This window comes from Pedobacter folensis (assembly GCF_056490665.1).
Window position 1 is genome coordinate 1,276,678 of sequence record NZ_JBWJIF010000002.1, and the last position, 13,498, is coordinate 1,290,175.

Sequence of the window (13,498 nt, forward strand, 5' to 3'; positions counted from 1 at the left end):
AACCTTCTTAATCTTTAGATATTTGAGTTAAGCAATTCCCTCAATCGGGAAAAGGTGTTTTTCTGCATGATAAGATGAGCGTACGAGCGGACCACTTTCTACATATTTCAAGCCTTTTGCTAAACCAGCTTCTTTATACATAGCAAAGGTATCAGGGTGGATCCAATCTACAACCGGATGGTGGTTGCGTGTAGGTTGTAAGTACTGTCCTAAAGTTAAAATATGAACACCATTGGCAACCAAATCGTCCATGGCTTCGAAAATATCTTCTTCGGTTTCGCCCAATCCAAGCATAATGCCTGTTTTTGTTCTTAGGCCAAATTCTGAAATTCTTTTTAGCGCTTCTAAACTTCTGTCGTATTTAGCCTGGATGCGTACTTGTTTGGTTAAACGCTTAACCGTTTCCATATTGTGCGAAACCACTTCTGGTCTTTCTTCTAATACGCGGTATAAATTATCCCACTGACCTTTAAAATCAGGGATTAAGGTTTCTAAAGTGGTAATCGGGCTTTCTCTGCGGATGGCCTGTAAGGTTTCTGCCCAGATGATTGAGCCGCCATCTTTTAAATCATCACGATCTACCGAAGTAATTACACAATGTTTAACGCCCATTAATCGTACCGAATCGGCAATGCGGTTAGGTTCATCAACATCAACGGCTAAAGGGCGGCCGGTTGCCACAGCGCAGAAAGAGCAACTGCGGGTACAGATGTTTCCTAAAATCATGAATGTTGCCGTACCTGCACCCCAACATTCGCCCATATTAGGACAATTGCCACTTTCGCAAATGGTATGGAGCTTGTGTGTATCGACTAAACTGCGAACCTGTGCATATTCTTTGCCCACGGGTAATTTAACACGTAACCAATCTGGTTTACGTTTTACTTCAGTCACAGCAGGTACTACCGGTAAATCAATCATGCCACAAAGTTAATGAATAGGATTGAAATGTTACAATATTGAAATGTTTGAGGGTTGTAATAATTGATGGGTTAATTGTTTAAACTGGTTAATCGGTTAATTGTGGTCAGCTTAAATAGTCGGCGCAGGCCCTTGTTAGCCAGTCTAAAGGTCTGTTTCAAATGCGACCTGCCGTTTATTTTCTTTAAAGCCAACGCGCTCATAAAATTTATGACTTTCAGTGCGTTTGGTGTTACACCTTACCTTTAGTTTTTTTACCTGATGTTTTTTCGCCCAAAGGTTAACATGCTCAATCAGCTGCTTTCCGATTTTTAAGTTTCGGTAAGTTTCATCTACGATCAGGCCTCCAATTTCTACAAACGGATCGGATTCTATTCTTAAGGTATAAAAACCGTGGATCCAGCCTGCTACCTTGTCCTCAATTAAAGCAACAAATGCACAATTGGTATTGCTGTTATTCGCGATGAGTTTGATTCTGGCCGACGTTTGCCTGATGTCACTGTCGTAACCCAGTTGTGTAGATAGTTTGGCTACACCTTCGGCATCTTTTTCCGAAATTTCTCTGATTAGAACCATTTATTGATGTTTGATAGGTAAAGCTAAAATAAGGATTTAAAATTAGCACAGGTTTTACAAGCCAAAAGCACTGCAATAACCAACCTAAACCCTATTGAAGCGGCAGCCTGAGCCCCTTCGGCGAAGCTACAGCGGAAAGAGGGGCTGCCCTAACCGATGAGCAGCAATTACCTTTTTAAATGTTAAAGAAAACTGTAAGCTGAAACAGACCATATTAGATCTTCTTTAAAGGCCTTTCGACAGGCTTAGGATGACAATCTATAGATAGTAATTGCCATTTAAAATGTTAGCTAAAAATCATAACCTTAACATTGCAACTTTTAACGTTTTAACTTTCTAACTAAATCTTACATTTGCAATATGAATACTGGCTTACAGCTTTATAATACGCTTTCGCGCAAAAAAGAACTTTTTCAACCCTTAAATGCACCCAATGTTGGGATGTATGTTTGCGGTCCTACTGTTTATAGTGATGTGCACCTGGGTAATTGCCGCACATTTATTTCTTTCGATTTAATTTTCAGGTACCTTAAATATGCTGGTTATAAAGTGCGTTATGTACGTAATATTACCGATGCCGGCCACCTGGAAGGAGATCGGGATGAGGGTGATGATAAGTTTGCAAAACGTGCCAAATTAGAGCAGCTTGAGCCGATGGAAATTGTACAGAAGTATACTTTAGGTTTCCATGATGTATTGCGCATGTTCAACACGCTGCCGCCAAGTATCGAACCTACGGCTACGGGCCACATTATTGAGCAGATCGAAATGATCAAAATAATTATAGCCAACGGTTATGGTTACGAAGTTGATGGCAACGTATATTTTGATGTAGAAAAATATAGTAAGGAATATAATTATACCATTTTAACCAACCGCAATCTCGAAGATATGCTGAACAATACCCGCGAACTGGGTGGGCAGGATGAGAAACATGGCCGGTTAGATTTTGCGCTTTGGATAAAAGCAAAACCAGAAACCCTGATGCAATGGCAATCGCCATGGGGTATGGGCTTTCCGGGCTGGCACATTGAATGTTCGGCCATGAGTGCTAAATATTTAGGAGCCGAATTTGATATTCATGGTGGTGGAATGGATTTGGCGGCAACGCACCATACCAACGAAATTGCACAGTCTGAGGCTTGCAGCCATAAACAACCTGCCCGTTACTGGATGCATACCAATATGCTCACGGTAAACGGTACGCGGATGTCTAAATCGGCGGGAAATGGTTTTCTTCCTTTAGAGTTATTTACTGGCGATCACCCTTTACTGAAAAAAGGCTTTAGCCCGATGACGGTTAAGTTTTTCATGCTGCAGGCACATTACCGCAGTACTTTAGATTTCTCGAATGAAGCTTTGGATGCTTCAGAAAAAGGATTCCGCCGCTTAATGGCTGCTATTGGTTTGTTAGATAAATTAACTGCTGCTGAACAGAGTGATTTTGATATCGATGCACTGAAAGAAAAATGCATCCATGCGATGAACGACGATTTTAACAGTCCGATTCTAATTGCCGAATTGTTTGAAGCGGTAAGAATTATCAATACCGTTTACGATGGTAAGGCTAAAATCTCTGCAGAAGCTTTAGAAAAGTTAAAGCAGCTGATTAACGATTTCGTATTCGATATATTAGGACTGAAAGATGAAGATGCCGGCGGTAATGATTTAAACGGTGTTTTGGACATGGTAATTAATTTAAGGACGGAAGCAAAAGCAAATAAAGATTATGCAACCTCTGATCGTATCCGTATTGGTTTGCAGGAATTGGGCATCCAGCTTAAGGATGGTAAAGAAGGTACTACCTGGAGTAAGGCGTAGTTAGTACTGGAGTAAGGCCATTATAATCCCCTTCAAAGGGCCCACGGAATTAAGCGCTAGGAAAATACATTTGTGAGTTTTATTTTTAAGTGCAGATCCCTTCCCCTTTCAAAAGGGGGCAGGGGGATGAAAAATAGATAAAATACGCTTATGAACAACAACTATAATCCTAAACTAAAAACTTTTGCCAGGGCTCATCGAAATGATAGTACCAAAGCAGAGATAAGAATGTGGTGCGAATTGTTGAGGAATAAAAAAATGCTGGGATATTCTTTTTTAAGACAGCGGCCGATCGCGAATTATATTGCAGATTTTTTCTCAAAGGATTTAAAGTTGGTTATCGAGGTTGATGGACTTAGTCATGAGCGGGCGGGCCAATTTGAAAAAGATCGAGCGCGTGAAAGCGTTTTAAAAGCATTGGGTTTTCAGGTGCTGAGGTTTAGCGATGATGAGGTAATGAACGATATCGAGAATGTGAATAGGACAATTCAATATTTTATTGCAGAATGGGAGCAAGATCATACTCGGGCTCATTGAAAGGGAAGATTTTTTCATAGGGTCATCCCCCAGCCCCCTTCAAAGGGGGACGAGTTAATTATAAGAAAAAATAAACCCTATGCATTTTGAATTTATCAAGGCATCTGTCCCCCTTTGAAGGGGGCAGGGGGGATGAAATAGTAAGAATACCAATACCTAAACCATTACACTACTTCAAACAATTTTCCGTTAGATTAAACAATGAATAAAAAACTTTTAATACTGCCTTTATTCGCATTAATCGCTTTTCAGGCATGTCAGAATAAAACAAATCAAAATGCTGATGAAAGCGGAGAAAAACCACTGCGTTTAGCCTCTCCGGATTTTAATGCCGATAGTGCTTATGCCTATACCAAAGCGCAGGTAGATTTTGGACCAAGGATTCCAGGAACAGAAGCACACCAGAAATGTGCAGCTTATCTGGTGGCAAAATTAAAATCGTTCGGTGCTGAGGTAAGTATCCAGGGCGAGCGCACGCAAACTTATGATGGGAAAAGCTTTCAGCTGAAAAACATTGTTGCTGCCTTTCAGCCAGATCAAAAGAAAAGGGTTTTAATTACAGCACATTGGGATGCCCGCCCGTTTTCTGACCATGACACCGATCCAGCAAACCATGCTAAACCTTTCGATGCCGCCAATGATGGAGCCAGCGGGGTAGCTGTAATTTTGGAAATGGCTCGTCAGATCCAGCAAAAACAGCCAGGTGTTGGCGTCGATTTCGTGTTGTGGGATTTAGAAGATTATGGCAAGGCCAATGACGAAACACCAGACGAAACTACCTGGTGTTTAGGCTCTCAGTACTGGGCTAAAAAAGCAATTGCGTCAGGGTATAAGGCTTTGTATGGCATTAACCTCGATATGGTTGGTGGCGGTAATGCACAGTTTACGCAGGATGAAATCTCCCGCCAGGCTGCACCAAACATTGTGAATCAGGTTTGGGATATTGGCAATGAAATTGGCTATGCCTCTTACTTTACGAAAATTCCGAGCGGAAAATTAGTGGACGATCATTTTTGGATGAACAAAGCTGGTATTCCTTCTGTTGATATTATCCATTATAGTGATAACAGTGGCTTTTATATCAACTGGCATACACAGTTGGATAACTTAGCCAATATTGATAAAAATACTTTGAAGGCTACCGGACAAACGGTTTTAGAAACCATTTACAGAGAAAAATAATTAGCCTTAATGTGTAATTGTTAATTACTTTTAAGACCATAGATCAAAGAAAATTTTATATTCGCCAAACATATTATCTTAATTAATAATGAAACAATTATTTTCAACTGCAATAGCTTCGCTTTTAGCCTTAGGTGCTTTTGCCCAAAAAAGCGACGGTACAACCAAATCTTTAGTAAATGCTGAGAAGGATTTTGTTAAGTCAATTGCCAAAAATGGAGATAAAGAAGCTTTTATAGACTATTCATCAACGAGCACTTTAGTGTTCAGACCAAATCCGGTTAATGCCAAAACTTTTTACGCGGGTAAAGCCAATGCTGAAAACGATGTAACATGGACACCAAACCTGGCCAAAGTATCACGTAGCGGCGATTTAGGTTTCACTACCGGGCCATATGAAGTTGGAACTTCAGAGAAAAAATATGGCCAATACTTATCGATCTGGAAACCAGAAAACGGCAGATGGAAATTAGCCATTGATTTAGGTACAGAAAGCAATAAACCTTTAGCTAAAGTTAGCCCACAGTTTATTGAACCGAAAGATCATGTGGCACCTAAGTTCTTAAATGAAAAAGAAATCAAGGCCGGGAAAGAAATTATCTTAACCACCGAGAAAACATTAAATACTTTGTTAAAAACACATGGAATTGCAGCATTTGGAGGTTTTTTAACCAACGATGCACGTTTACTTTTCCCGGGCAACGAAGCCATTGACGGAAAAGGAAAAATTATTGCATTTTATAACGGAATGATCAGCAAAATTAACCTGAAAACAACAGGCGTAGATAAGGCAATCGGCAGCGATTTGGCTTATACCTATGGTGTTGCAACGATTGATTACAAGGCCGATTTACGCGAAAGTTTTAATTATGTTTTCGTTTATGAAAAGGGAGCTGACGCAAGTTGGAACTTAATTGTACAAGCCTTTGTACCAGCAGAAAGATAAATAACAAATGTGAATTAAAGAGGGCTCTCCATAAAAAGAAGCCCTTTTTTTATTCCTTTACTTGCAGTTAAGGCCTAATTTAGCCCCGATTGAAACGGCATCCTTGTAGCACAGCGGAAAGGATATAGTGGAAAGCGGGAACAAGCATTAAATAAAAGCACTGTTTTTGCGCTCCAAAAATTATTACCACAAATAAAACTATACATTTTACGTTTAAAATTCATGCATAAAAAAGTACTTCTATTATCTGCTCTCGCTTTACTGGTCTTTAACGTTTCGGCTCAAAAGAAAAAATTCGATGTACAGGGTAAAGCTGGTGCACGCGGTATTATGCCCGAGAATACCATCGAGGGTATGTTAAAAGCGATCGATTTAGGCGTAACCACTTTAGAAATGGATGCTGTGATTTCGAAAGATAAACAAGTGGTGCTTTCGCAGGAGCCCTACTTCAATAACGAGATTTCTTTACAACCCAACGGGAAGCCGATTACACTCAAAGATCAGAAGAATTATAACATCTACAAGATGGATTATGACGAGATTAAAAAGTTTGATGTAGGCAGCAAAGTTCACAGCCGCTTTCCCGGACAGATGAAGTTTAAAGCTTACAAACCGCTGCTTTCTGAGACAATAGATTCGGTAGAAGCTTATGTTAAAGAACACAAACTCGCTAAACCTGTATATAGTATCGAAACAAAAACGATTAAAAAGGGCGACAATGAATTTCATCCGGAGCCTGCAGAATTTGTAGAGTTGATTATGGATGTTATTAATTCGAAAAAACTTGCCAAAAGAGTAATTATTGAATCGTTTGATATGCGTACGCTGCAATACCTGCACGAGAAATACCCAAAAATACAAACCTCATTATTGATTGATGAAAAAGAGCCTTTTGAGGATTATATTGAGAAATTAGGATTTAAACCAACCATTTACAGTCCTTACTCGGTACTGGTAGGTAAAGGTTTGGTAGACCGTTGCCACGAAATGGGCATCAAAATTATCCCCTGGACGGTTAATACGGTAAAGGAGGTGAATTATTTTATGAGTCTGGGTGTAGATGGCATCATTACCGATTTTCCCAACATTATGGGCCAGCTTAAATAATGAATATAACTGGTATAAAAAAAGCGTCCTGATTGGGACGCTTTTTTATGCTTTATAACCGGGAAGCTCCTAGTGGTGTGCTTCTGGTTTTTCGTGCGCTGCTTCAGTTTTTTCATGGTGAGCAGATGCTTCTTCGTGGTTAAAGATTGGTCTGGTGAAATAAACAACCAATAATAAAACCAGAATCCATGCCGTTAATGGTAAAGCCCAAATGCCTTTTGTTTGCTGAACCGGTGCGTGTGAATCGTGAGCTGACATATCGAATATTTTTGATTTAAAGATTTATGCTTTGTAATTGTGCGGTAAAGATAGTAACAAAATTAAAATAACAAGGGTAATTTGGCGAATAGTATTTTAAGATCGCCCAGGCTTTAAAAAGGATAAAAGGCAGCGCCTTTTATCCTTGTAAATCGTAAATCATTGTTTTTGTGCTATTCATTTTGCTCTTGATACGGTTTTGATGCTCCAGAATCGTGCTTTGCTCATCCTGAACGGCATTAAACAGTTCTGCTTTTTTAAAATGATTTACCGCTTCTGCAAAATTTTGCTGTTGCTCGGCATGCAAACCTAAACATTCGTAAATGTGCGCTTCGCAAACACCAGGTACAAGCAAAGCCTTTTCGGCAACCTGTTTTACCAGTTTATGCATTTTAAGCGTGATAACAAGTTCCAGATAGGGTTTGTAAACCTCAGGAAAATCGGCATCCAATTCGATACAACGTTTGTAATAATAACCTGCGGTTTGATAATCTTTAAAATGGTTTTGATAAATATCGCCCAGCTGAAAATAAGCTCTTGCATAATCAGGGTCGAAAACAATAATTTCGTTAAAATACTGAAGTGCTTTGGGTAATTCGCCCCAGTGCAATTCTTCAATGGCCTGCAGGTATTTTTCTTCTACAGTGGTATAAATGTCCATAACGGATATAATTAATTTTGATAAGCGGTTAAATGCCGATCAAATGCGTACTAAATTGATTTTTTAAATATGGGTTTTAGGATGTTGAAACTTAAAACCGCACTAAGGGTTGGGAAGGAAATTTAAGTCAATACCCAAGCCCTTTATGCCACAAGACGGGCTAAAGTTTAATTGCTGGATATGTAGTTGACGTAGCATTTCTGTAAATTTTGATGCAAAGATATTTATTTCCAGCGAATTGCAAATTTTAAAATAAAATTTTTAATGGATTACATGTGCGAAATAAACGATGCAATAACTCAGCACGCAGAACAGGTTATTGTAATTTAACGAATGGAAGAGATTTTCTAAACGTTGCTGTGTATCGATAATTTTGGCTGCTATTAACCAGAAAAGCAATGAAATGCCAATATCAAAAAAATCAAAGTAGCCATTGGTAATGCGGAATAACTGAAACAATTCGAGCGCTACAACAAATACAAGCGGAATGAAAACACAATTAATGCGCTTTTTGAAAAGATCAAAATAAAATTCCTTTGAGGTTAGCGTGATGCAGAAAACCCATAAACCTTCAGGAAGTGAATAAATGATGTATTTATTTAATGGGAAGCTTGCGGTGATGATGAATTTGAGGTGCTGATAGGTTTTGAAAGAAATCAACTGAATAATCACCTGGTTCACCAGGGTTTTATCTGTCCGGTAAAACACATATATAAACAAGCTGACGATCAGCGCAAAGAATATATACCAATAGTGTTTTTTCAAGATTTGGTGAAAATTAGAATTTTAAAATAGGAGAGTGGTTTTAAAGCGATTTCTTTTTCAAGTTTAAACCGATTTATCGCCTTAATATTCTCTATGTAAAATAATGATTTTAAATGAAATAAACCAGAACCTAAATTGAATATACGATCTACATGTTTTAACCAATTGTTTGGGGTGAAGTGATTTAATATTAAGAGTTTTCCGCCTGGTTTTAAAACATGGTGGCATTGCATGAGTAAGTTTTCTGGCTGATCTGCAACAGCAATAACATGCGATAAAACCACATAGTCGAAGCTATCCGCCGCAAATTCGAGTTGCTCGCCATTCATCTGAAATAATTCAATTTCGCCACTTGAATTCTTTTTAGCGGCGTTGAGCATCGATGTAGAAACTTCTATGCCGGTAATTTTGTGATTTTTATAGAGCGGGAAATGCGAGCCGTTTCCCACACCGATTTCGAGCAGGTTCCCATAGGGCAGTTGATTAATCTCATCGAAAAATTTTTTCTTTTGCGGTTTAAGAAAAATATCGACCAGTGGATATAAAAAAGAAAACCGGTTATAGAAATTGGTTTGAGCGCTCAAATTTTCAGTGTTAAGAATTAAATTGAATTAAAGCATTTTTAATCTGTCTCCTATGCCTTAAAATATGAACGATGGCATGCTCTAACATTTGTTCTACATCGTATTGCTGTCCCCACTTTGTATTTATCTTTTTGGTTTGATCGAACTCTTCCATGGTGATATCGGGGTTTCTGATGAAAAAGTCCTCATTATATTTAAGCGCTTCCCGAAGTGTTGTGATATAAGGAGCCACCTGATCAAACTGCAGTCGTGCTGGCCTTCTTGTCTCCAGTCCGATGGCATTTTCGATATACACCGCATAACTGAACATGGCAGCGGTTACATGTGTTAAAATAGTTTGAATGGAAATACAATCCGTATTTGAACTTTCCGGCTCGATGGTTTTAATCAGTTGATGCGGGCTAATTGGTTCGATTACTGCAATAAGTTCGTTTACCGCCTTTTTATATTCATCCATCAGTGCGGCTATAGCACCGGTAAGTTTATTGGCACCCATCATAAAACAAATATAATTGTTTGGGATGAATTTTGTGTTGCGAGGCTCTTTGTCGGTCTGGATTTGCAATCCGGATTTTTTGTATTTATAATCCACTAATAAAAGGATTGCAAATCCTTAGTTCATGAGTCAGGATTGAAAATCCCGACTAACAAAGTTTAAGTTAACAGATCGATTATTCCAATGTAGAGTGGTAAAGGAATCATTGCGGTAATCACCATGAATTCTTTTTTTGACCGGCCTTTACTCACCAGGGTGATGATCAGGAAAGTGACAAAGTAGATAAAAGTGAGAGATAGGGTGCCTACAATCATACCAAAATCGGGCATGCCGCATCTTAGCTTTGTACTTACCGGCAGGGTATGAAAAAATATGAAAGTATATATCCAGCTAACGATATAAAGAACTAAGAATATTAATGAAATTATCCTTCGCCATATAAATGCAAGGATGGGATTTACGATTTCCATGTACCTCTTTTATTCTTAATGCCAGGAATGTGAAAAAGGTAATCTTTGTTGGTCTGGATTTGTAATCCTTTGTTCATGGATATACTTTTTCTGTTAGTCGGGATTTGCAATCTCGACTTGTTGCACTATGAATTACCAATCTTGGGCTGTTGAGACGGGATTACAAATCCCGACTAACCGACCGGTTCTACAATAAATCTTTAATAATTTTCTCGATCGATAAACCTTCAGCTTCGGCGCGATAGTTACGCACAATACGGTGGCGTAAAATAGGCTCAGCAACGGCTTTAACATCTTCGATATCCGGAGAGTATTTTCCGCTTACTGCGGCATGGCATTTTGCACCCAGCACTAAAAACTGAGAGGCACGTGGCCCGGCACCCCAACTGATGTATTTGTTAATCGCATCAGTCGCAAATTCACTGTTCGGACGGGTTTTAGCTGCTAATTTTACGGCATATTCTAAAACGTTATCGGTGATCGGAATATCGCGGATTAGTTTCTGGAAATATTGGATATCATCTGCATGGATAATTTTCTGCAGTTGAACGGTTTTATTGCTTGTGGTGTTTTTAACGATGTTCAATTCATCTGCAAAGGCAGGATAGTTTAATTGAATGTTGAACATGAAACGATCTAACTGCGCTTCGGGTAGGGGGTATGTTCCTTCCTGCTCAATAGGATTTTGGGTGGCCAAAACGAAAAAGGGTTTTGGTAAAATATGGGTCTGACCAGCAGCGGTAACCGATTTCTCCTGCATGGCTTCTAACAAAGCAGCCTGGGTTTTTGGCGGGGTACGGTTAATCTCATCAGCCAGGATAATATTAGAAAAAACAGGCCCTTTTATAAATTTAAAGTGCCTGTCTTCTCCTAAAATCTCTGCGCCAATAATATCGCTTGGCATTAAATCTGGTGTAAACTGGATCCGGTTAAAATCGAGGTCTAAAACAGAAGCTACTGTTTGTACAAGTAAAGTTTTGGCTAATCCTGGTACGCCAACCAACAGACAGTGTCCGTTACTAAAAATGGCGATTAAAACAGATTTTATGATGTCATCTTGTCCAACTACTACTTTGCTTATTTCGGCTTTAATGTTGTTGAAAGATTGATGAAGTGCATCAACAGCTTCTACTTCGTTCTTATACTGCATTGGTGTTATTTTGCGGCTGTGGTTTTAGTCCAGATTTTTAATTCATCACAGGTGTTAAATTCATCGTCGATTTTAATGTAAGTGCTTTCGCGACGTTTTTCAAACCATTCGCTTAAAGTACGATTAATTTTATCACTTTGTGCGGCATCTCTGATTTTTGGAAAATCTTGCGCTAAGTTTGCTTTATGCGGTGGAATTTTAGATTTTAAATATAAAATGCGGTACCCTTGTTTCCCATCAGCTGCAGTAAATAAATCTGGTTTAGAAATACCGCCAATTTTCATGCTGTCGATTACCAAAAATACTGAAGGATCTAATTTATCAACCGGAATAAAGGTACTTCTTGCCTGAACGTTTTCGGCATTAAGCATCATACCACCATTATATTTACTCTCTTTATTATCTGAATACAGGTTTGCAGCAGCTGCGAAACTTAATTTTTTACCGATAATGTTGTTGTAAATACTATCTGCATGCAATTTTAAACGGGTTAAACTTTCAGGTGTAGTTTTAGGCATAATTAAAATATGTCTAACGTGTACCTGCTCACCTCTACGCTCTAAAACCTGTAAAAAGTGGAAACCATAATCTGTTTCGAACACAGGCGAAATTTCTCCTGCTTTTAATTTAAATGCCCAGGCCGTAAATTCTTTAACCATGGTGTTTCTGTCGATAAAACCGTAATCACCACCATCGGCAGCAGAACCCGGATCTTCAGAATAAGTTTTTGCTAAAACACCCATATCCTCACCACTTTTAACCCTTAAACGAAGGGCTTCAATTTTATCGCGGAATTTCTGTTTTTCTGCTCTGGTTAACTGTGGGTTTAAAATCACCTCACCAACTTCAACCTCAGTATTAAATTCAGGGATGCTATCGCCCAAAGATTTGAAATATTTTTCAACCTCCATTGGCGTAACATTGATGTTTTCGGTGATTTTTTGTTGCATTTTCTGTGCAATCAACTCATCTTTTACTGATGGCCTGATTTCATCTTTGTATTGCAGAACCGATTTGTTTAAGAATTGCTCTAAACGCTCTTGTCCACCTGCACGTTGCATACTGTAACGCATACGCTTATTTACCTCATCATCAACAGCACCGTCTTCTACCATTACCGAATCGATTTCGGCTTGTTGTTTAAGCAGTTTCTGGGTTAAGGTTTGTTGTAATATTTTGCACTTAATATCATTATTGGGCTGGTTTCCCTGATAAAGATATTGCGTGTATTGTTGGTTTAAATCTGATAGCAGGATAATATTATTTCCTACAACAGCAGCAACTTTATCTACAGTGTGCTTTTGTGCGAAACTGTTTAGAAACAGGCAAATTAAAGCGGTTGCTACTAAAAAAACTTTCTTCATTCTATTTGTTATATTTTGCAAATTTAATACTTATGGTCAAAAAAAATCAGGCTTATAACTTGGCAAGCTTTTTCAGCTCGTTTTCATTGATTTTGATCTGATATTTTTGTTTCAGGCCTTTCAGCCATTTTTCTTCTAAACTCAGTTGGTAATCGGCAATTACCTCTCCTCTAACTTCGCTTAAAGGTTTATTGTAATTTTGTTGGTTTTTGCTGTAAAATTCATTTATCGCCTGTTCGTCTTCCTGTGCCTTGTTCCATATTTTTTGTTCAGAAACATTGAACATCAAAACCCCTTCACGGTATTCATTCAATAAGAAATCGTGATCTTTGCTACTCACCCCAACTTTTTTATGTGTAGCCAGTGCATCTTCATAGGTTTTAATTTCTTCCTGGTAACTGGCATTTTTATCCAATCCCATCTCCCGGGCATCTAAAACTTTAAGCTTAAAATTTATGTACAAGTTTAAATAGGCTTGTAAAGTATCGTAGGCCGCACTAACGCTCCCGTTATGGCTTTTTTTGTATGCCCACATAAATTCTTTAGCACTTATTGATTTACCGTTTACCACAGCAACGTTTTGTGCAAACGAAATGCTATAAATAAAGCTGAAAATAAATAAGCAGTAAGCTTTCCTCACGCAGAGCACTCTATAAATTT

The 13,498-nt window shown here is 38.6% G+C and carries 16 protein-coding genes; 5 read left to right on the forward strand and 11 right to left on the reverse strand.

Annotated elements, in window-relative coordinates; all coding sequences use genetic code 11:
* Positions 1 to 27: 27 nt before the first annotated feature.
* Together lipA and AC04QZ_RS14040 are read right to left on the reverse strand one after the other, a co-directional pair.
* On the reverse strand, positions 28 to 921 hold the full coding sequence (gene lipA, locus AC04QZ_RS14035; RefSeq protein ID WP_029278501.1) for a lipoyl synthase: 894 nt from the start codon (positions 919 to 921) through the stop codon (positions 28 to 30).
* Positions 922 to 1,065: 144 nt separating this feature from the next.
* On the reverse strand, positions 1,066 to 1,497 hold the full coding sequence (locus AC04QZ_RS14040) for a GNAT family N-acetyltransferase (RefSeq protein ID WP_478358259.1): 432 nt from the start codon (positions 1,495 to 1,497) through the stop codon (positions 1,066 to 1,068).
* Between the two features lie 360 nt (positions 1,498 to 1,857).
* On the opposite strand from AC04QZ_RS14040, the gene cysS reads away from it, so the two are divergent.
* The 5 genes from cysS to AC04QZ_RS14065 all read left to right on the forward strand — a co-directional run bounded on the left by cysS (position 1,858) and on the right by AC04QZ_RS14065 (position 7,090).
* Entirely contained in the window at positions 1,858 to 3,318 is a 1,461-nt protein-coding gene (cysS, locus tag AC04QZ_RS14045; RefSeq protein WP_086549113.1) for a cysteine--tRNA ligase, read from the forward strand.
* A 150-nt stretch (positions 3,319 to 3,468) separates the two neighbouring features.
* A complete protein-coding gene (locus AC04QZ_RS14050) occupies positions 3,469 to 3,855 on the forward strand; it encodes an endonuclease domain-containing protein (protein ID WP_478358260.1) in 387 nt (128 codons plus the stop codon).
* A 201-nt stretch (positions 3,856 to 4,056) separates the two neighbouring features.
* The gene (locus tag AC04QZ_RS14055; protein WP_478358261.1) at positions 4,057 to 5,037 is read left to right on the forward strand and encodes a M28 family peptidase; all 981 of its coding nucleotides are present in this window, start codon (positions 4,057 to 4,059) and stop codon (positions 5,035 to 5,037) included.
* An 88-nt stretch (positions 5,038 to 5,125) separates the two neighbouring features.
* Positions 5,126 to 5,983 (forward strand): nuclear transport factor 2 family protein, encoded by an 858-nt coding sequence (locus tag AC04QZ_RS14060; protein ID WP_478358262.1) that lies wholly within the window; start codon positions 5,126 to 5,128, stop codon positions 5,981 to 5,983.
* Positions 5,984 to 6,205: 222 nt separating this feature from the next.
* Positions 6,206 to 7,090 (forward strand): glycerophosphodiester phosphodiesterase family protein, encoded by an 885-nt coding sequence (locus AC04QZ_RS14065; protein WP_478358263.1) that lies wholly within the window; start codon positions 6,206 to 6,208, stop codon positions 7,088 to 7,090.
* A gap of 69 nt (positions 7,091 to 7,159) precedes the next feature.
* Here AC04QZ_RS14065 and AC04QZ_RS14070 read toward each other — a convergent pair whose 3' ends face one another.
* The 9 genes from AC04QZ_RS14070 to AC04QZ_RS14110 form a co-directional block, all read right to left on the reverse strand.
* Positions 7,160 to 7,348 (reverse strand): hypothetical protein, encoded by a 189-nt coding sequence (locus AC04QZ_RS14070; protein ID WP_086549118.1) that lies wholly within the window; start codon positions 7,346 to 7,348, stop codon positions 7,160 to 7,162.
* 139 nt (positions 7,349 to 7,487) lie between these two features.
* Complete coding sequence (locus AC04QZ_RS14075; RefSeq protein WP_478358264.1) at positions 7,488 to 8,009, reverse strand: hypothetical protein; 522 nt, start codon at positions 8,007 to 8,009, stop codon at positions 7,488 to 7,490.
* Between the two features lie 261 nt (positions 8,010 to 8,270).
* Positions 8,271 to 8,774 (reverse strand): hypothetical protein, encoded by a 504-nt coding sequence (locus tag AC04QZ_RS14080; protein WP_478358265.1) that lies wholly within the window; start codon positions 8,772 to 8,774, stop codon positions 8,271 to 8,273.
* Entirely contained in the window at positions 8,771 to 9,358 is a 588-nt protein-coding gene (locus AC04QZ_RS14085; RefSeq protein ID WP_478358266.1) for a class I SAM-dependent methyltransferase, read from the reverse strand. The genes AC04QZ_RS14080 and AC04QZ_RS14085 overlap by 4 nt, the downstream gene beginning before the upstream one ends.
* Before the next feature lie 10 nt (positions 9,359 to 9,368).
* Positions 9,369 to 9,857: a DinB family protein gene (locus AC04QZ_RS14090; protein WP_478358267.1), complete on the reverse strand. Its 489-nt coding sequence runs from the start codon at positions 9,855 to 9,857 to the stop codon at positions 9,369 to 9,371.
* Positions 9,858 to 10,012: 155 nt separating this feature from the next.
* A complete protein-coding gene (locus AC04QZ_RS14095) occupies positions 10,013 to 10,183 on the reverse strand; it encodes a hypothetical protein (protein ID WP_478358268.1) in 171 nt (56 codons plus the stop codon).
* A gap of 328 nt (positions 10,184 to 10,511) precedes the next feature.
* Complete coding sequence (locus tag AC04QZ_RS14100) at positions 10,512 to 11,474, reverse strand: AAA family ATPase (RefSeq protein WP_086549122.1); 963 nt, start codon at positions 11,472 to 11,474, stop codon at positions 10,512 to 10,514.
* A gap of 5 nt (positions 11,475 to 11,479) precedes the next feature.
* Positions 11,480 to 12,838, reverse strand: a complete 1,359-nt coding sequence (locus AC04QZ_RS14105; protein ID WP_086549123.1) for a peptidylprolyl isomerase — start codon at positions 12,836 to 12,838, stop codon at positions 11,480 to 11,482.
* Between the two features lie 52 nt (positions 12,839 to 12,890).
* On the reverse strand, positions 12,891 to 13,478 hold the full coding sequence (locus tag AC04QZ_RS14110) for a hypothetical protein (RefSeq protein WP_478358269.1): 588 nt from the start codon (positions 13,476 to 13,478) through the stop codon (positions 12,891 to 12,893).
* Between the last annotated feature and the right edge of the window lie 20 nt (positions 13,479 to 13,498).